Genomic DNA, 16007 nt, shown 5'->3' on the forward strand with positions numbered 1-16007 from the left:
GTTTTGGTCTCCCGCGCGCTCCGCCGGCCCCCACTTGTTTTGTGTGTGGCCGGGGGCTGCCCGGCGCTGGGCCCTGAAGCCGATCAGCCGACCAGCGGATCACCGACATGCAGGATCTTCATGCCGTTGGTGCCACCGATGGTGTGGTAGCTGTCGCCCTTGGTGAGGATGACCCAGTCACCTTGCTCCACCAGGCCACGCTTGAGCAGCTCGTCGACCGCCGCCTGGCTGACCTTGTCGGCCGGCAGCGAAGCCGGGTCGAAGGCAATCGGGTACACGCCGCGGAACATGTTGGCACGGGCCTGGGTAGCGCGGTGCGGCGACAGCGCGAAGATCGGCACGTGCGAACGCAGGCGCGACATGATCAGCGGGGTGTAGCCACTTTCGGTGAGGGCGATGATCGCCTTGACGCCGGGGAAGTGGTTGGCGGTGTACATCGCCGCGAGGGCGATGGACTCGTCGCAGCGCTCGAAGGTGGTGTGCAGGCGGTGGCTGGATTTCTGGCTGGTCGGGTGCTTTTCGGCGCCCGAGCAGATCCGTGCCATGGCCTGGACGGCTTCGATCGGATAGGAACCGGCGGCGCTTTCGGCCGACAGCATCACCGCGTCGGTGTTGTCCAGCACGGCGTTGGCCACGTCGGACACTTCGGCGCGGGTCGGCATCGGGTTCTGGATCATCGACTCCATCATCTGGGTCGCGACGATCACCGCTTTGTTGTTGCGGCGTGCGTGCTGGATGATCTTCTTCTGGATGGCGATCAGCTCGGCGTCGCCGATTTCCACGCCCAGGTCGCCACGGGCAACCATCACCGCGTCGGAGGCGCGGATCAACTGGTCGAGGGTCTCGTCGTCGGCCACCGCTTCGGCGCGTTCGATCTTGGCCACCAGCCAGGCGCTGCCGCCGGCTTCGTCACGCAGCTTGCGGGCGTATTCCATGTCGCTGGCGTCACGCGGGAAGGAGACGGCCAGGTAGTCCAGGTCCATTTCCGCGGCCAGCTTGATATCGGCCTTGTCTTTTTCGGTCAGGGCTGGCGCGGTCAGGCCGCCACCCTTGCGGTTGATGCCTTTGTGGTCGGACAGCGGGCCACCGATGATCACCACGCAATGCAGGGCATCGCTGGTGGCGGTCTCGACGCGCATGACCACGCGGCCGTCGTCGAGCAGCAGTTCGTCACCGACGCCGCAGTCCTTGACCAGGTCGGGGTAATCGATGCCGACGATGTCCTGGTTGCCTTCGGTGAGCGGGTGGGCGGTGGAGAAGGTGAACTTGTCACCGACTTTCAGTTCGATGCGCTTATTGCTGAATTTGGCGATGCGGATCTTCGGACCCTGCAGGTCACCCAGCAGCGCGACGTGGCGGCCGTTCTTGGCGGCGATGTCGCGGATCAGGCGGGCGCGGGCTTTGTGCTCGTCCGGGGTGCCGTGGGAGAAGTTCAGGCGTGCCACGTCCAGGCCGGCAAGGATCAGTTGTTCGATCACTTCCGGCGAGTTGCTGGCGGGGCCAAGGGTGGCGACGATTTTGGTACGGCGGATGGTCATGCACAGACTCCTATAGTGAAGCGCAGCGAAAGGCTACTCCTCAATTGAGCTGTAGTCATTGTTCCGTTGCACTACCGGGAGGCAGAATCAACGGTCGCTTGCACGCTTAAAGCTGCAAGCTACAAGTGGCAAGCTACAAGCAGATGGATGAGCGGCGGACTCGTGCATTTCGCCAGTTGTAACTTGATGCTGGAGAATTTCACACAGGCGCCGATACACTTGGCATCCAAGGAGAGTTCCCATGCGCACCCTGATCGTTTTGACCATGGCGGCCAGTGTCGTCGGCTGCACCCGCTGGTCCATGGACCACCATTTGAACAATGCCTACCGCGCCTATGACCGTGGCGACTGCTCGCGGGTCATGCTGGAGCTGTCCCAGGTCGACCGCGCCAGCCGCGCACGGCCGTTCATCCATCCGGAAGTGTCGATGCTGCGTGGCCAGTGCCTGGAGCGGCAGAAACTCTACGTAGATGCAGCGCAGACCTACCAGTACCTGATCCAGCAGTACCCGCGCAACGAATACGCCTATCGCGCCCAGGCCCGTCTGCAGACCCTGGAAAGGCTGGGCTATCTGCGGGGTGAAGCGGCAGTGGCCAGCCCGGTAAAAGGTACACCTTGGCGTTAATCCCAAGGTGTCATCGATTTCATGGTAATGGCCCATCGGGCTGCGCTAATCTGTTAAACAAGTTGTAACGATCACTGCCAGTACCTTGTCTTCCTGGCTCCGGGTACAGGAATACACAGCCGCCATGTTCATCGAACGTCATATCCAACGTCACCAACTGCCTTGCGTACTCAAGGTCTACAACCGCTTTACCGACCAGCAGATCGGCTACCTGGGCAATGCCTCCGAGGACGGCCTGATGCTGATCAGTCAGTTGCCGGTGTTGGTGGGGCCAGACTTCGAGCTGCAACTGCGCGTGCCGCAGGCCGGTGGCGGGCAGCAACTGATCAATCTCACCGCCAGTTGCCTGTGGTGCCGCGAAGACGAGACGCCGGGGCATTACGATGCCGGCTTCATGCTGTTGCAGGCACCCCAGGAATACGATGATTTCGTGCGCTCGCTGCGCGACTACTTCAGCTTCCGCCCGCTCAACGCCTCTGCCTGAACGCTGGCCCTGGCGCTACTGCGCCCGCTAGACTCTGGTCGACCTTGTTACAGGAAGACCCCGTGAGCTCCAGCATCTTCTGGCACGACTACGAAACCACCGGCATCAACCCGCGTAACGACCGCCCGTTGCAGGTGGCTGGTGTGCGCACCGACCTTGACCTCAACGAGATCGAGGCGCCAATCAGCCTCTATTGCCGCCCTTCCGATGACATCCTGCCGCACCCCGCTGCGTGCCTGGTGACCGGTATCACGCCGCAGCAGTTGGCCAGCCAGGGCTTGTGCGAAGCCGAGTTCATGACCCGCATCCATGAGCAGTTGGCCCGCCCAGGCACCTGTGGTGCCGGCTACAACACCCTGCGCTTTGACGACGAAGTCACCCGCTACAGCCTTTACCGCAACTTTTTCGACCCCTATGCCCGCGAATGGCAGGGCGGTAACAGCCGTTGGGATCTGATCGACGTGGTGCGCACTGCCTATGCCCTGCGCCCTGAAGGGATTGTCTGGCCGCAGCAGGAGGGACGCACCAGCCTGCGCCTGGAGCTGCTCAGCAAGGCCAATGGCATCGACCATGGCCACGCCCATGAAGCGCTGTCCGACGTACGGGCAACCATCGCCCTGGCGCGACTGATTCGCGAGAAACAACCGAAACTCTATGACTGGCTGTTCCAGTTGCGCAGCAAGCACAAAGTGATGGAGCAGATTCGTCTGCTGCAACCATTGGTACATGTGTCAGGGCGTTTCTCTGCCCAGCGTAATTACATCGGTGTGGTGCTGCCATTGGCCTGGCATCCGCGTAATCGCAACGCCCTGATTGTCTGTGACTTGGGGCAGGAAACTTCACCGCTGCTGCAGGACAGTGCCGAGGTGCTGCGTCAGCGGTTGTACACGCGGCGCGAAGCATTGGCTGAAGGCGAACTACCCGTGCCGTTGAAGTTGGTGCATGTCAATCGTTGCCCGGTGTTGGCACCCTTGTCGGTAGTGCGCCCCGCCGATCAACAACGGTTGGGCCTGGATATGGCGCAATTGCAGAAGCACGCTGAGCAATTGGCCAGCCAGCAGGCCCATTGGCGTTACAAGCTCGAGGTTATTTACGGGGAAGAAGACTTTGCCCCGTGTGAGGATCCGGAACAACAGTTGTACGACGGATTCATCGGTGATCGAGACAGGCGCTTGTGTGAACAAGTACGTACCACAGACCCGGCGCAATTGGCCAAGGGCCACTGGATGTTCGATGATTCGCGCTTGCCCGAGCTGTTGTTCCGTTATCGTGCACGCAACTTTGCCGACACCCTCGACGCACAAGAACAGGCGCGTTGGCAGGCATTCTGCCAGCAGCGATTAAGTGACCCTGCCATGGGCGCACCGAACACCCTGGGTGACTTCGAGAAGGCGTTGCAGAGCAGTTGGGCCGAGGCTGACGAGGCGGGGAAAGCGGTATTGAAGGCCTGGCAGGCGCATGCCGGGCAATTGAAAGCGCAGTTCCAGATTTGAACGCAAGCAGTAATAAAAACGCCGGCAGCTGCCGGCGTTTTTCAAGTTGTAACTGATTGCGTGATACGCGTATCAGTCCAGCAGGGTGGCCCAGCCTTCAACGACGTCGCCGCCCCACTTGGCTTTCCACTCTTTCAGGGTCTTGTGGTTGCCACCCTTGGTTTCAATAACCTCGCCATTGTGCGGGTTCTTGTACTGCTTGACCTTGCGTGCGCGTTTGGTGGCGGTGACTTTGGTCGCGCCGCGTGGGGCCTTGCTCAGTTTGCTTTCCGGGTCGAGCAGGGCAATCACGTCACGCAGCGACTTGGAGTATTCGCCCATCAGGGTGCGCAGTTTGCCTTCGAACTCCAGTTCTTTCTTCAGCTTGTCATCCTGGGACAGGTTGGCCAGGCGGGCCTGAAGTTCTTTGATGGCTTCTTCGGTGGCGCGGTATTCGTTGATCAGCGACATGGCGTGTTCCTTAATGCATATTCAGGGAGACAGTGCGGGCAATAATAGACAGGCGATACTCGCAAGTAAACAATTAAAAAGTCACGAATCAATTAATAGCAGTGAATGGCCAGATCGCTGTTTGGTTAAAAAAAATTTACATAAATGACAGGTTAATCGCCATACCCCTTTACGAAGAAGGGATATGCCGTGTGCGAATTTTCCCTGTCGCCGGCGCTGCGATGCCTGTCAATCAATACTGCGTTTTTCCTTCCGGGCCGCTAGAATATGCGCCTTTGCGAAGTTCTGGAGCCCCCCTCATGCGCACCTATCGACTGGTGATTGCCTGCCCCGACCGTGTCGGCATCGTGGCAAAAGTCAGTAATTTCCTGGCCCTCTATAATGGCTGGATCAACGAGGCCAGCCACCACTCCGATGAACAGAGTGGCTGGTTCTTCATGCGCCATGAAATCCGCGCCGAATCCCTGCCGTTCGGCATCGAAGCATTCCGCGAGGCCTTTGCGCCGATCGCCGAAGAGTTCTCCATGACTTGGCGGATCACCGACTCGGCGCAGAAGAAGCGCGTGGTGCTGATGGCCAGCCGGGAATCCCACTGCCTGGCCGACCTGCTGCACCGCTGGCACACCGATGAACTGGATTGCGAGATCCCCTGCGTGATCTCCAACCATGACGACCTGCGCAGCATGGTCGAGTGGCATGGGATTCCGTTCTTCCATGTGCCGGTCGACCCGAAGGACAAGGCCCCGGCCTTCGCCGAAGTCTCGCGCCTGGTCCAGGAACATGGTGCCGACGTGGTGGTGCTGGCGCGCTACATGCAGATTCTTCCGCCACAGCTGTGCCGCGACTACGCGGAAAAGGTCATCAATATCCACCACAGCTTCCTGCCGTCGTTCGTCGGCGCCAAACCCTACCACCAGGCCGCCCTGCGAGGGGTGAAGCTGATCGGCGCGACCTGCCACTACGTCACCGAAGAGCTGGATGCCGGCCCGATCATCGAGCAGGACGTGGTGCGTGTCAGCCACGCCGACAGCATCGAGGACATGGTGCGTTTCGGCCGTGACGTGGAGAAGATGGTGCTGGCCCGTGGTCTGCGTTATCACCTCGAAGACCGCGTGCTGGTGCACGGCAACAAGACCGTGGTCTTCGACTGACCATGGCAGGCCCTCGCGACAAGGCCGGCGCCAGCGCGCCCCCGACCTTGGGCGAAGGCTGCCTGGCGCGCTTCGACCCCGAAGCGCTGCGCGACGAGGACGGCACCGAGTTCCCCGGTGCCGCCGCGTTGTGGCAAGCGCTTAACCCCCCTGAGGCCGCCAGCGCTCCAGCAGCGCACGCGCAAGCAGGCGAACGCCCGCTGCCCCTTGCGGCCGACCGAGAGCAATAGCAGGTAACCGCGCCTCGGTGCATTTCATGCTGTGATCTGGCGATCAAGCCAGGCGCATTTGGTCAGGGGTTCGCGGCCTTCGGCCAACAGTTGGTGCACGGTGTCCAGCCAGTAGTTGCGGGAGGCTGGATAGCGCATATCGATCGGGTGTACACCCAGGCGCAACGTATCGGCCTGCTGCCAACGTCGGTACTGCCAGTCGTTCATCAGCTTCGACAGGCTGCGGCGCCAGGGGCTGCGCGCACTCCACACCAGGCCTGGGGCGTCCAATGCGGTGAAATCTGGCAGGCGATACAGGTATCGGGCAGTGCTGGTGTAGCGCAGCGGCAATTGGCGCAAAGCCTGCCGAGTGCCTTCGCTCATCAGCCACGCAGGGGCGACGAAGCCGGCGACGGGCCAGCCTTGCTGGTCGAACAGCGCCAACCCGGCTTGCAGGCGTTGCAAGGCAGCCATTTGGTCGAGCCCGTAGAACTCGGCTTCATGGGTGAAGACACGGCGCATGAAGTACTCGCCAGGCCCACGGGGCGGCGGCCCGTCGTCGGCGTGGTAGTAACCGTGCAGTGCCAACTCGTCACCCAGTGCCAGGCGCCGCTCGAGCAGGCGGCAGAAGGTCGGTGAGCGGGCCAGGTAGTTGCGGTGGTGGAAGTCCGGGACCACCAGCCAGGTCATCGGCACGCCGCCGAGGGTGTCTATGGCCTGCACGAAGGGCTGGTAGTCGGGCCAGGTTTGCGGCGCGACATCGTGCAGCACCAGCATCAGGCTACGTGCGGCGCCTTCGGGCTCAGCCATGGGCGCGTGCCTTCGGCAGGTGGCCGAGTACCGCCTGGTAGTGCAGCAGCAGGCCGTTGACCACCTGGTCCCAGCTATAGTGCTGTTCCACATGCAAACGGGCCTGGGCACCGAGGCGGCCCACGCCGTCCTCGAACGCTTCGCGCACCGCGTCGGCCATGGCCTGGCTGTCGTTGGGGCGACACAGGCGGCCACACTGCTCGTTGACGATTTCCCTGAACGCGCCTGCACGTACCGCGACCACCGCCGTAGCGCTGGCCATGGCTTCGAGAATCACCAGGCCAAAGGTTTCCTGATCGCCGGCATGCAGCAGCAGGTCGGCACTGGCCAGTAGCCGGGCGACTTCCTGCGCTGGGCAGAAATGGTCGATCACGCTGACGTTGTCCGGCACGCTGGCCGGCATGTTCGAACCCTGCAGCAGCAGGTGGTAGCGGTGGCCCAGCAGGCGCATGCAGTCGAGCAGTACCGGCAGGTTCTTTTCCCGCGAGCCGCGCCCGGCGAACACCAGCAGGCGGCTGGTTTCAGCGATGCCCAGCTCGGCGCGCAGGCCGGGGTCGTGCTGGGCCGGGTTGAACAGTGCCAGGTCAACGCCCAGGCGCTGCACGTGCACATCCCTGACCCCCAGCCGGCGCAGTTTGTCGGCCATTACCTGGCTTGGCGCCAGTACCCGGTCGAAGTTGCCGTACAGCTTGCTCACATAAGCTTCGACATTGGGCGTGCACCAGTGGCCCATGCGGTTGCTTGCCAGCAGCGGCAGGTCGGAGTGATAGAAGCCGATCACCGGTACACCGAGCTTGCGCCGTGCCTCCAGCGCGGCCCAGGCGGTGAGGTAGGGGTCGCCGACTTCGATCAGGTCGGGCTGCAGGCGGCGCAGCATGTTGCACCAGGGGGCCAGGCGCAGCGGGAAACGGTAGCCGTTGCCGAATGGCAGGGATGGGGCGGGGACGTGATGGATGCCATCGGCGTGGCTGGCGCTGGGGCCGGGGATCAACAAGCTGTGGCGTACGCCGGGCATGGCGCCGAGGCGGCGGTGTTTGGCATCGAGGTACGTCCGCACACCACCGCTGGCTGGAGCGTAGAACATGGTGATGTCGGCGATGTGCACGATCAGCATCCCTCCGGGATCGACTTCAGGATCGTCACCGGGCGTGATACGCCGATGATGATTCGCCTGAAGGTTGACCTTACAGAAGGATAGTTTGTTCGATCGGGCAGGGGGAGCGGCGCTGGCTTCTTCGCGGGTGAACCCGCTCCCACAGTGATCGAGACAGTTTCAGGTACTGTACAGATCCTGTGGGAGCGGGTTCACCCGCGAAGCAGGCAGCTTGGTCAGAAGGTCAGATGCGGAAGCTGCCGACCAGGTGCTTCAGGCGGCCGGCCTGCTGCTCGAGGTCCGAGCAGGCGCGCAGGGTGGCCTGCAGGTTCTCGACGCCTTCCTGGTTGAGCATGTTGATTTCGTTGATGTCCATGTTGATCGAGTCGACCACGGCGGTCTGCTCTTCGGTGGCGGTGGCCACCGACTGGTTCATGCCGTCGATCTCGCCGATGCGCTGGGTCACGCTGCCCAGGCGCTCGCCGGCCTGGTTGGCGATCTCCATGCTGTCCTGGCTGTGGCGCTGGCTCTGGCCCATGGTGTCGACCGACTCGCGGGCGCCGATTTGCAGCTCCTCGATCATGGTCTGCACCTGCTGTGCCGACTCCTGGGTGCGGTGGGCCAGGTTGCGCACTTCATCGGCGACCACGGCAAACCCACGCCCGGCCTCGCCGGCACGGGCAGCCTCGATGGCGGCGTTGAGCGCCAGCAGGTTGGTCTGCTGGGAGATGCTGGTGATCACCTCGAGAATCTGGCCGATGTTGACGGTCTTGTTGTTGAGCGTCTCGATGTGCGAGCTGGAGGTGACGATCAGGTCCGACAGGCGGTTCATCGCATCGATGTTGCGCTGCACCACGTGTTGGCCTTCCTCGGCCAGCAGGCGTGCGGAGCTGGCGTGTTGCGATGCCTGGGCGGCGTTGCCGGCGATCTCCTGGGCGGCGGCACCCAGTTGGTTGATGGCGGCAGCGACGCTGTTGGTGCGGTTGGACTGCTCGTCGGAGTTGGTCATCGACGAGTTGGAGGCGCTGATCACCCGCAGGGCCACTTCGTTGACCTGCTCGGTGGCCGAGGACACCTCGCGGATCGAGGTGTGGATGCGTTCGACGAAGCGGTTGAACGCCGTGCCGAGAATGCCGAACTCGTCGTGGTTGTCGATCTGCAGGCGACGGGTCAGGTCGCCTTCACCTTCGGCAATGTTCTCCATGGCGCGGGTCATGGTGTGCAGCGGCTGCAGCAGCACGCGGATCAGCAGGCCGAGCAGGGCGATGATGATCACCACCGCCACCAGGGTGGCGATGACCGCCGAGGTGCGGAAGTTGCTGAGCATGGTGAAGGCTTTGTCTTTGTCTACCGACAGGCCGATGTACCAGTTGGCCGAAGGCAGGCCTTTGACCGGGGTGAAGGTCAGCAGGCGGGTCTGGCCATTGAGTTCGACTTCAGTCAACTCACGGGACAGCTTAGGTGTGTGCTGCGGGAACAGGTCCGACAGCGACTTCATTACCAGGTTCTTGTCAGGGTGCACCAGGATCTTGCCTTGGTCGTTGACCAGGAAGGCATAGCCCATGCCGCCGAAGTTCAGCGAGTTGATGATCTCGACCAGGCCGTCGAGGGCCAGGTCGCCACCGACCACGCCGACCGAGCGCGAAGCGGTGCTGATGATCGAGATGACCATCTTGTTGGTGGCCATGTCGATGTAGGGTTCGGTGAGCATCGGCCCGTTGGCGTTCATGCCGTCCTTGTACCAGGGGCGCACGCGTGGGTCGTAGCCATCTGGCATCTTGGTGTCCGGGCGCACGGTGAAGGTGCCGTCGGGCTGGCCGAGGTAGATGGTCAGGAAGCTGGAGGTTAGGGCATTCTGGCCCAGCAGGGTGCCGATGTTCTGTGGGTATTGGGCAAGGTTCTGGGCAACGTTCTCGACCAGCTTGATGCGCCCCTCGAACAGGTTGCGGATGTTGGTGGACGTGGATTCGCCCATCTCAGCCAGGTAATTCTCCAGGTTCTCGCGAATGGCATTACGCTGGAGGTAGTCGTTGTACAGGGTGAACAGGCTGAAGGCGAGGATCACGATGAGTGATGCCGCCATAAGAATCTTGTGGCTGAAACGAAGGCTTTTATTCATGACGTGATCGCGTCCGCTAAGGTTTTTTTATCGGGTCGTTCGCACAAAGCACGGTGGGAAAACAGTGCAACAGGTCCCGTGGGTCCTTTTCGGGTTGTAACTGTCTTTCTGTTTGGAATCATTTTGAAATATCGGCCGTTACCACGCAGAACTTGAGCAAAGGATGACGAAGATGTCGGATTCTTTTCAAATGCTTGTAGGCGCTGGCCCTGACGGTCAGCCGGTGTCCCAGGCCATGCGCCTGGCCAATCGCCACGGGCTGGTGGCGGGTGCCACAGGTACCGGCAAGACCGTCACCTTGCAGCATCTGGCCGAGCTGTTCAGCGATGCCGGTGTGGCTGTGTTTGCCGCCGATGTGAAGGGCGACCTGTGTGGCCTGGGTGCGGCTGGCGCGCCGCAGGGCAAGGTGGCTGAGCGTATCGCCGGGATGCCTTGGCTGAACCACCGGCCGCAGGCCTACCCGGTCACCTTGTGGGATATCGCCGGCCAGTCGGGGCACCCTTTGCGTACCACCCTGAGTGAAATGGGGCCCTTGCTGCTGGGCAACCTGCTGGAGCTCACCGACAGCCAGCAGGCAGCCTTGTATGCGGCGTTCAAGGTGGCCGACCGTGAGGGGCTGTTGTTGCTCGACCTCAAGGACCTCAAGGCCTTGTTGGCGCACTTGAAGGACAGCCCGCAACTGCTCGGCGAGGACAGCGCGCTGATGACCAGTGCCTCGACTCAAGCCCTGCTGCGCCGGTTGGCCACCCTCGAGCAGCAGGGCGCCGAGGCGCTGTTCGGCGAGCCAGCGCTGCAATTGCAGGACCTGCTGCACCCGGACAGCGACGGCCGTGGTCGCATCCATCTGCTTGACGCCAGCCGCCTGGTGCATGAGGCGCCCAAGGTCTACGCGACCTTCCTGCTATGGCTGCTCGCCGAGCTGTTCGAGCAACTGCCCGAGCGCGGTGATGCCGACAAGCCGGTACTGGCGCTGTTCTTCGATGAAGCTCACCTGCTGTTCAACGATACGCCAAAGGCGTTGCAGGACCGCCTGGAGCAAGTGGTGCGACTGATCCGCTCCAAAGGCGTAGGGGTGTATTTCGTCACCCAGTCGCCTGGCGACCTCCCCGACACCGTGCTGGCCCAGTTGGGGTTGCGTATTCAGCACGGCCTGCGGGCATTCACCGCCAAGGAGCAGAAGTCGTTGCGCGCCGTGGCCGATGGCTTTCGCCCCAACCCTGCGTTCGACAGCCTGACGGTGCTGACCGAACTGGGTATCGGTGAGGCGCTGGTGGGCACCCTGGAAGAAAAGGGCACGCCGGCCGTGGTCCAGCGGGTGCTGATTGCCCCACCGCAGTCGCGGATCGGGCCGTTGAGCGCGGCCGAGCGCAACGCGTTGATCGCGGCTTCGCCATTGCTGGGTCGTTACGACAAACCGATCGACCGCGAGTCGGCCTATGAAATGCTCTTGCAGCGCAAAGGCGCGCCGTTGGAGCCTGCGCCCCAGCCCAAGGCCGATGAGGAAAGCCTGGCCGACAAGGCCGGCGAGTTTCTGCAGAGTGCGGCCGGGCAGGCGATCAAGTCGGCGGTGCGCCAGGCGGCCAACCAGTTGGGGCGGCAGTTGGTGCGCGGGTTGATGGGGTCGTTGCTCGGCGGCAAGAAGCGTTGATGCAAGGGGCCGCTGTGCGGCTCAATCGCTGGCAAGCCAGCTCCCACAGGTAAGGCTAGTGCGGTCAGTGTGGGAGCCGGCTTGCCGGCGAAAGGGCTGCAAAGCAGCCCCAAGGCATGGCTCACAGCCGCGGGTAATCGATGTACCCCACCGGCCCCTTGCCATAGAAGGTTTCCGGATGCGGCGCATTGAGCGGCGCATCGGCCGCCAAACGTGCCGGCAGGTCGGGGTTGGCGATGAACGGGATGCCAAAGGCCACCGCATCGGCCTTGCCGCTGGCCAGGGCGGCATTGGCACTGGCTTTGTCGAAGCGCTCGTTGACGATGTACGGGCCGCCGAACGCTTCCTTTATAAGCAGGCCAATACTGTCGTCGGCCTCCTTCTCCCGTGAACAGATGAACGCGATACCGCGCTTGCCCAGTTCCCGGGCTACGTAGGTGAAGGTCTCGGCGCGGTCGGCGTCGCCCATGTCGTGGGCATCGGCGCGTGGTGCCAGGTGTACGCCGACGCGGCCGGCGCCCCACACCTCGATGACTGCGTCGGTCACTTCCAGCAGCAGACGCGCACGGTTTTCCAGCGAGCCGCCGTAGCGGTCGGTGCGCTGGTTGGTGCTGCTCTGCAGGAACTGGTCGAGCAGATAGCCATTGGCGCCATGGATCTCCACACCGTCGAAACCGGCGGCCTTGGCGTTCTCGGCACCGCTGCGGTAGGCCTCGACGATGTCGGCGATCTCTTCTGTTTCCAGGGCGCGCGGGGTGGGGTAGTCGCTGAGCGGCCGCACCAGGCTCACGTGGCCCTTGGGCTGGATGGCGCTGGGGGCTACCGGCAGCTCGCCGTTCAGGTACGACGGATGCGAGATGCGCCCGACGTGCCACAGCTGCAGGAAGATGCGCCCGCCTGCGGCATGGATGGCCTTGGTGACGTTGTGCCAGCCACGTACCTGCTCGTCGTTCCAGATGCCTGGGGTGTCGGGGTAGCCGACCCCCATCGGGGTGACCGAGGTCGCTTCGCTGAGGATCAGCCCGGCACTGGCGCGTTGCACGTAGTACTCGGCCATCAGCGCGTTGGGTACCCGGCCTTCGTCGGCACGGCAACGGGTCAGCGGGGCCATGATGATGCGGTTGGGCAGTTGCAGGTCGCCCAGTGTGATTGGATCGAACAGCGTGGTCATACCGATTGCCTCGCAGCTATCAATTGGAAACCGTGGCCAGTTCGGCGTCGCTGCCGCGCTGGTTGAAGGTGATCAGGGTGACGATCAGCGCCAGTACCGCCAGGGCCGCCGCAGCCAGAGGCACGCGGGTCAGGCCGAAGCCGTGGGCAATGACGCTGCCGCCCACCCAGGCGCCCAGGGCGTTGCCCAGGTTGAACGCGCCGATATTGAGGGTCGACACCAGGTTAGGTGCTGCCTTGCCGTAGGTGACCACGTTGACCTGAAGTGCCGGTACGGCGGCGAAGGCGGCGGTGGCCCAGAGGAACAGGGTGATCTCGGCGGGCACCAGCGCCGTGCTGGTCCAGCTCAGTGCGGTGGACACCACGGCCATGGCGGTGAACACACCCACCAAGGTGGCGCCCAGGCGTCGGTCTGCGAGCTTGCCGCCGACAATATTGCCCAGGGTCAGGCCCAGGCCGATCAGCAGCAGGGTCCAGGTCACGCCACGCGGCGACACGCCAGTGACATCACCAAGCAGTGGTGCAACGTAGGTGAACAGGGCGAACATCGACGCCGAAAACAGCACGGTCATGCTCAGCGAAAGCCAGATGCCGGCGCCTTTGAGGGCAGCCAGTTCGGCGCGCATGTTCACACTCTGCTCTTCGGCCTGGCGTGGCAGGAAGCGCAGCAGGCCGATCAGTGCGACCACACCGATGCCGGTCACCGCCCAGAATGTCGAACGCCAGCCGGCGACCTGGCCCAGCGCAGTGCCCAGCGGTACACCCAGTACGTTGGCGAGGGTAAGGCCGGTGAACATCAGCGCGACGGCCGAGGCGCGGCGGTTGGCCGGCACCAGGCTGGCCGCCACCACCGAGCCGATGCCAAAGAACGCGCCGTGGCACAACGCGGTGACCACCCGGGCGAACATCAGCAGGTTGTAGTCGCCGGCCACCGCGCACAGCAGGTTGCCAATGATGAACACGCCCATCAGCGCCACCAGCGCGGCCTTGCGCGGCAGGCGGGCGGTGGCCAGGGCCATGAAAGGCGCGCCGATGGCCACGCCGAGGGCGTAGCCGGTCACCAGCCAGCCAGCACCGGGGATGCTGACCCCCAGGTCCTGCGCGACATCGGGCAGCAGGCCCATGATGACGAACTCGGTGGTGCCGATGGCGAAGGCGCTGAGCGCCAGGATCAATAAGGAAAGGGGCATTGCAAGGTCCTTGTCAGAGCTCTTGGCTCATCTGCGCGAGGAACGCCTGGATGGTGGCCTCGTTGCGTTTGAAGAAGTGCCATTGGCCGATCTTCTGGCTGCTGATCAGGCCGGCGCGCTGCAGGGTCGCCAGGTGGGCCGAGACGGTCGACTGCGATAGGCCGCAGCGTTGGTCGATCTGTCCGGCACATACACCTTGTTCGGTGCTGTGATGCTGGTCGGGGAACTGCGTGGCCGGGTCCTTCAGCCAGCTGAGGATTTCTCGCCGTACCGGGTGGGACAGGGCTTTTATTATTTCGTCGAGATCGAGTGGCATGGATAGGCTCGTGGTGTATAGCGGTATATCGCGATGGAGCGAAATATAAATCGGTATTTCGCGATATACAAATATGAAAAGGTTCTGAGTTGATCGAAAATCGCTATATCGGCTTATGACGATATAGGTTGGCGCAGTGCTAGACTGCGGCCATGAATTACCTCGCACACCTGCACCTGGGCGGCCCCGCGCCGCAGCAACTGCTCGGCAGCCTGTATGGCGATTTCGTCAAAGGCGCGCTGGAAGGGCGCTTTCCAGCGGAACTGGAGGCCGCGATCCGCTTGCACCGGCAGATCGACAGTTACACCGACAGCCACCCGTTGGTGCTGGCCGCGCTGGCGCGCTTCCCGCGTGAACGCAGGCGTTATGCCGGGATCGTCCTGGATGTGTTCTTCGACCACTGCCTGGCGCGGCACTGGGGGGAGTACGCTGACCAGCCGTTGGCGCAGTTCACCGGCAACTTCTACCGTGTGCTATTGGCCGAACCGCAATTGCCGGGGCGGCTGGCGCGTATCGCGCCGTTCATGGCCGCCGATGACTGGCTGGGGGCGTATGGCGATTTCGCCACCCTGGAGCAGGTATTTGGCGGCATCGCCCGGCGTTTGTCGCGACCGGAAGGCCTGCAAGGGGTGATGGTGGAGCTGGAGCGCCTGTATGAGCCGTTGCTGACGGATTTTCGGGCGTTCTATCCACAGTTGCAGGCGTTTGCGGCGGCGGGGCGCTGAGGGGCGCTGAGGCGCGCAATCAGCCCAGCAGTTGCTTCATCTGTATCAGTGCAACCCGGCTGTGATCCGGTGCCTGGCGCTCCTCTATATGGAAGGGAGTGAATCCAAGCTGCGGATAGAGCAACAAGCCTGCAGTATTGTGGTTGAAGCACGACACCCAGATTTCTTGCGCTGCGTACCGTTCGCGGGCCAGCGCGATCATGCACTGCACCAGATAGCGCGCCACGCCCTTGCCGCGTGCGGCGGGGGCGACCACCACGTTACCGAGCGCACAGATGCCGCCGGCTTCTGCTTTATAGAAGTTGGCGAAGCCCAGTAGTACGCCGTCCTCTTCAACCACTGTCGAACCGCTGCGCTGGGCGATGGCTTCGCTCAGTTGGTTGGGTGTCAGCGGGTAGGTGGCTTTGGGGAACATGTAGAACAGTTCGTCCGGGCCCTGGGGGAAGCAGCAGATGGCGGGGATGTCGGTGGTTTGGACTGGGCGGTGGGTCAGTGGCATAGGGGCTTCATCCTGAAAGGGTTAGGCGAGCTTAGCGCCTGTGGTTTGGGCAGTACCTTATATATAGGGTAATGCCTTGTGGGGGCCTTGGAAGCGCTTGGGGTGGGCGCGGGGACCTTGCTAAGCATTTAATTGTTGGGCAGGGTTGACGGCCTGAATTAATACTGTATTATTCGCCTCCCGCAGCGAGACATCGCAGCGGAGAAGCAGTAAGCTGTTGAAATTCCTGAAAAAATTTCAACGAGGCAGTTGACAGCAGGTTGTAACGCTGTATGATTCGCCTCCCGCTGCGAGAGATCGCAGCGAGTTAAGCGGTTGAAGCTAAACGAGTTTCTCGGAAAGAACTTCAAAATAAACGCTTGACAGCAAATGAGGGAAGCGTAGAATGCGCGCCTCGGTTGAGACGAAAAGCTCTTAACCAAACGCTCTTTAACAAATTGAATCAAGCAATTCGTGTGGGTGCTTGTGAGTACGGACTGATAGTCAA

General features: G+C 62.6%; 16 protein-coding genes. 7 read left to right on the forward strand and 9 right to left on the reverse strand.

Going from position 1 to position 16007, the window contains the following annotated elements; translation table 11 throughout:
- Positions 1-83: 83 nt before the first annotated feature.
- A complete protein-coding gene (pyk, locus tag ABE459_RS23810; RefSeq protein WP_125465426.1) occupies positions 84-1538 on the reverse strand; it encodes a pyruvate kinase in 1455 nt (484 codons plus the stop codon).
- Positions 1539-1779: 241 nt separating this feature from the next.
- Between pyk and ABE459_RS23815 the strand changes: the two genes are divergently transcribed.
- The 3 genes from ABE459_RS23815 (at position 1780) to sbcB (ending at position 4140) form a co-directional block, all read left to right on the forward strand.
- A complete protein-coding gene (locus ABE459_RS23815) occupies positions 1780-2163 on the forward strand; it encodes a tetratricopeptide repeat protein (protein ID WP_125465425.1) in 384 nt (127 codons plus the stop codon).
- 124 nt (positions 2164-2287) lie between these two features.
- Positions 2288-2647, forward strand: coding sequence for a PilZ domain-containing protein (locus tag ABE459_RS23820; protein ID WP_125465424.1), 360 nt, complete (start codon positions 2288-2290; stop codon positions 2645-2647).
- A gap of 62 nt (positions 2648-2709) precedes the next feature.
- Complete coding sequence (gene sbcB, locus ABE459_RS23825) at positions 2710-4140, forward strand: exodeoxyribonuclease I (RefSeq protein WP_323833363.1); 1431 nt, start codon at positions 2710-2712, stop codon at positions 4138-4140.
- A gap of 72 nt (positions 4141-4212) precedes the next feature.
- Here the strand turns inward: sbcB and mvaT are convergent, their stop codons facing one another.
- Complete coding sequence (gene mvaT / locus ABE459_RS23830) at positions 4213-4590, reverse strand: histone-like nucleoid-structuring protein MvaT (RefSeq protein ID WP_110994923.1); 378 nt, start codon at positions 4588-4590, stop codon at positions 4213-4215.
- Positions 4591-4889: 299 nt separating this feature from the next.
- Between mvaT and purU the strand changes: the two genes are divergently transcribed.
- Positions 4890-5741: a formyltetrahydrofolate deformylase gene (purU, locus tag ABE459_RS23835; RefSeq protein ID WP_125465422.1), complete on the forward strand. Its 852-nt coding sequence runs from the start codon at positions 4890-4892 to the stop codon at positions 5739-5741.
- A 2-nt stretch (positions 5742-5743) separates the two neighbouring features.
- Positions 5744-5971 (forward strand): hypothetical protein, encoded by a 228-nt coding sequence (locus ABE459_RS23840; protein ID WP_323833365.1) that lies wholly within the window; start codon positions 5744-5746, stop codon positions 5969-5971.
- Positions 5972-5995: 24 nt separating this feature from the next.
- Here the strand turns inward: ABE459_RS23840 and ABE459_RS23845 are convergent, their stop codons facing one another.
- The 3 genes from ABE459_RS23845 to ABE459_RS23855 all read right to left on the reverse strand — a co-directional run bounded on the left by ABE459_RS23845 (position 5996) and on the right by ABE459_RS23855 (position 9972).
- Positions 5996-6760 (reverse strand): polysaccharide deacetylase family protein, encoded by a 765-nt coding sequence (locus tag ABE459_RS23845; RefSeq protein ID WP_323833367.1) that lies wholly within the window; start codon positions 6758-6760, stop codon positions 5996-5998.
- Entirely contained in the window at positions 6753-7874 is a 1122-nt protein-coding gene (locus ABE459_RS23850; RefSeq protein WP_323833369.1) for a glycosyltransferase family 1 protein, read from the reverse strand. Before ABE459_RS23850 ends, ABE459_RS23845 begins: the two co-directional genes overlap by 8 nt.
- 223 nt (positions 7875-8097) lie before the next feature.
- Positions 8098-9972, reverse strand: a complete 1875-nt coding sequence (locus ABE459_RS23855; protein WP_125465418.1) for a methyl-accepting chemotaxis protein — start codon at positions 9970-9972, stop codon at positions 8098-8100.
- A gap of 172 nt (positions 9973-10144) precedes the next feature.
- Between ABE459_RS23855 and ABE459_RS23860 the strand changes: the two genes are divergently transcribed.
- Positions 10145-11620 (forward strand): helicase HerA-like domain-containing protein, encoded by a 1476-nt coding sequence (locus ABE459_RS23860; protein ID WP_323833371.1) that lies wholly within the window; start codon positions 10145-10147, stop codon positions 11618-11620.
- Positions 11621-11741: 121 nt separating this feature from the next.
- Here ABE459_RS23860 and ABE459_RS23865 read toward each other — a convergent pair whose 3' ends face one another.
- From ABE459_RS23865 to ABE459_RS23875, 3 genes are read right to left on the reverse strand one after another with little or no spacing between them, the layout of a single operon-like run.
- Entirely contained in the window at positions 11742-12791 is a 1050-nt protein-coding gene (locus tag ABE459_RS23865; RefSeq protein WP_323833373.1) for an alkene reductase, read from the reverse strand.
- 19 nt (positions 12792-12810) lie between these two features.
- Complete coding sequence (locus ABE459_RS23870) at positions 12811-13980, reverse strand: MFS transporter (RefSeq protein WP_323833375.1); 1170 nt, start codon at positions 13978-13980, stop codon at positions 12811-12813.
- A 13-nt stretch (positions 13981-13993) separates the two neighbouring features.
- A complete protein-coding gene (locus ABE459_RS23875) occupies positions 13994-14296 on the reverse strand; it encodes a helix-turn-helix transcriptional regulator (protein ID WP_125465414.1) in 303 nt (100 codons plus the stop codon).
- A 152-nt stretch (positions 14297-14448) separates the two neighbouring features.
- Here ABE459_RS23875 and ABE459_RS23880 point away from each other — a divergent pair, with 152 nt between their 5' ends.
- Positions 14449-15021 (forward strand): ACP phosphodiesterase, encoded by a 573-nt coding sequence (locus tag ABE459_RS23880; RefSeq protein ID WP_125860169.1) that lies wholly within the window; start codon positions 14449-14451, stop codon positions 15019-15021.
- Positions 15022-15040: 19 nt separating this feature from the next.
- Here the strand turns inward: ABE459_RS23880 and ABE459_RS23885 are convergent, their stop codons facing one another.
- The gene (locus tag ABE459_RS23885) at positions 15041-15520 is read right to left on the reverse strand and encodes a GNAT family N-acetyltransferase (protein ID WP_323833377.1); all 480 of its coding nucleotides are present in this window, start codon (positions 15518-15520) and stop codon (positions 15041-15043) included.
- Positions 15521-16007: the final 487 nt, after the last annotated feature.

Source organism: Pseudomonas sp. TWI923 (assembly GCF_039673365.1).
GTDB classification, from domain to species: domain Bacteria; phylum Pseudomonadota; class Gammaproteobacteria; order Pseudomonadales; family Pseudomonadaceae; genus Aquipseudomonas; species Aquipseudomonas sichuanensis.

Excerpts from the sequence above, each read along its gene's own strand:
- ABE459_RS23840 (WP_323833365.1), top strand. The coding sequence starts at position 5,744 with ATGGCAGGCCCTCGCGACAAGGCCGGCGCCAGCGCGCCCCCGACCTTG.
- ABE459_RS23865 (WP_323833373.1), bottom strand. The coding sequence starts at position 12,791 with ATGACCACGCTGTTCGATCCAATCACACTGGGCGACCTGCAACTGCCC.
- ABE459_RS23850 (WP_323833369.1), bottom strand. The coding sequence starts at position 7,874 with ATGCTGATCGTGCACATCGCCGACATCACCATGTTCTACGCTCCAGCC.
- ABE459_RS23820 (WP_125465424.1), top strand. The coding sequence starts at position 2,288 with ATGTTCATCGAACGTCATATCCAACGTCACCAACTGCCTTGCGTACTC.
- ABE459_RS23845 (WP_323833367.1), bottom strand. The coding sequence starts at position 6,760 with ATGGCTGAGCCCGAAGGCGCCGCACGTAGCCTGATGCTGGTGCTGCAC.
- purU (WP_125465422.1), top strand. The coding sequence starts at position 4,890 with ATGCGCACCTATCGACTGGTGATTGCCTGCCCCGACCGTGTCGGCATC.
- ABE459_RS23855 (WP_125465418.1), bottom strand. The coding sequence starts at position 9,972 with ATGAATAAAAGCCTTCGTTTCAGCCACAAGATTCTTATGGCGGCATCA.
- ABE459_RS23885 (WP_323833377.1), bottom strand. The coding sequence starts at position 15,520 with ATGCCACTGACCCACCGCCCAGTCCAAACCACCGACATCCCCGCCATC.
- ABE459_RS23860 (WP_323833371.1), top strand. The coding sequence starts at position 10,145 with ATGTCGGATTCTTTTCAAATGCTTGTAGGCGCTGGCCCTGACGGTCAG.
- ABE459_RS23875 (WP_125465414.1), bottom strand. The coding sequence starts at position 14,296 with ATGCCACTCGATCTCGACGAAATAATAAAAGCCCTGTCCCACCCGGTA.
- mvaT (WP_110994923.1), bottom strand. The coding sequence starts at position 4,590 with ATGTCGCTGATCAACGAATACCGCGCCACCGAAGAAGCCATCAAAGAA.
- ABE459_RS23880 (WP_125860169.1), top strand. The coding sequence starts at position 14,449 with ATGAATTACCTCGCACACCTGCACCTGGGCGGCCCCGCGCCGCAGCAA.
- ABE459_RS23815 (WP_125465425.1), top strand. The coding sequence starts at position 1,780 with ATGCGCACCCTGATCGTTTTGACCATGGCGGCCAGTGTCGTCGGCTGC.
- pyk (WP_125465426.1), bottom strand. The coding sequence starts at position 1,538 with ATGACCATCCGCCGTACCAAAATCGTCGCCACCCTTGGCCCCGCCAGC.
- ABE459_RS23870 (WP_323833375.1), bottom strand. The coding sequence starts at position 13,980 with ATGCCCCTTTCCTTATTGATCCTGGCGCTCAGCGCCTTCGCCATCGGC.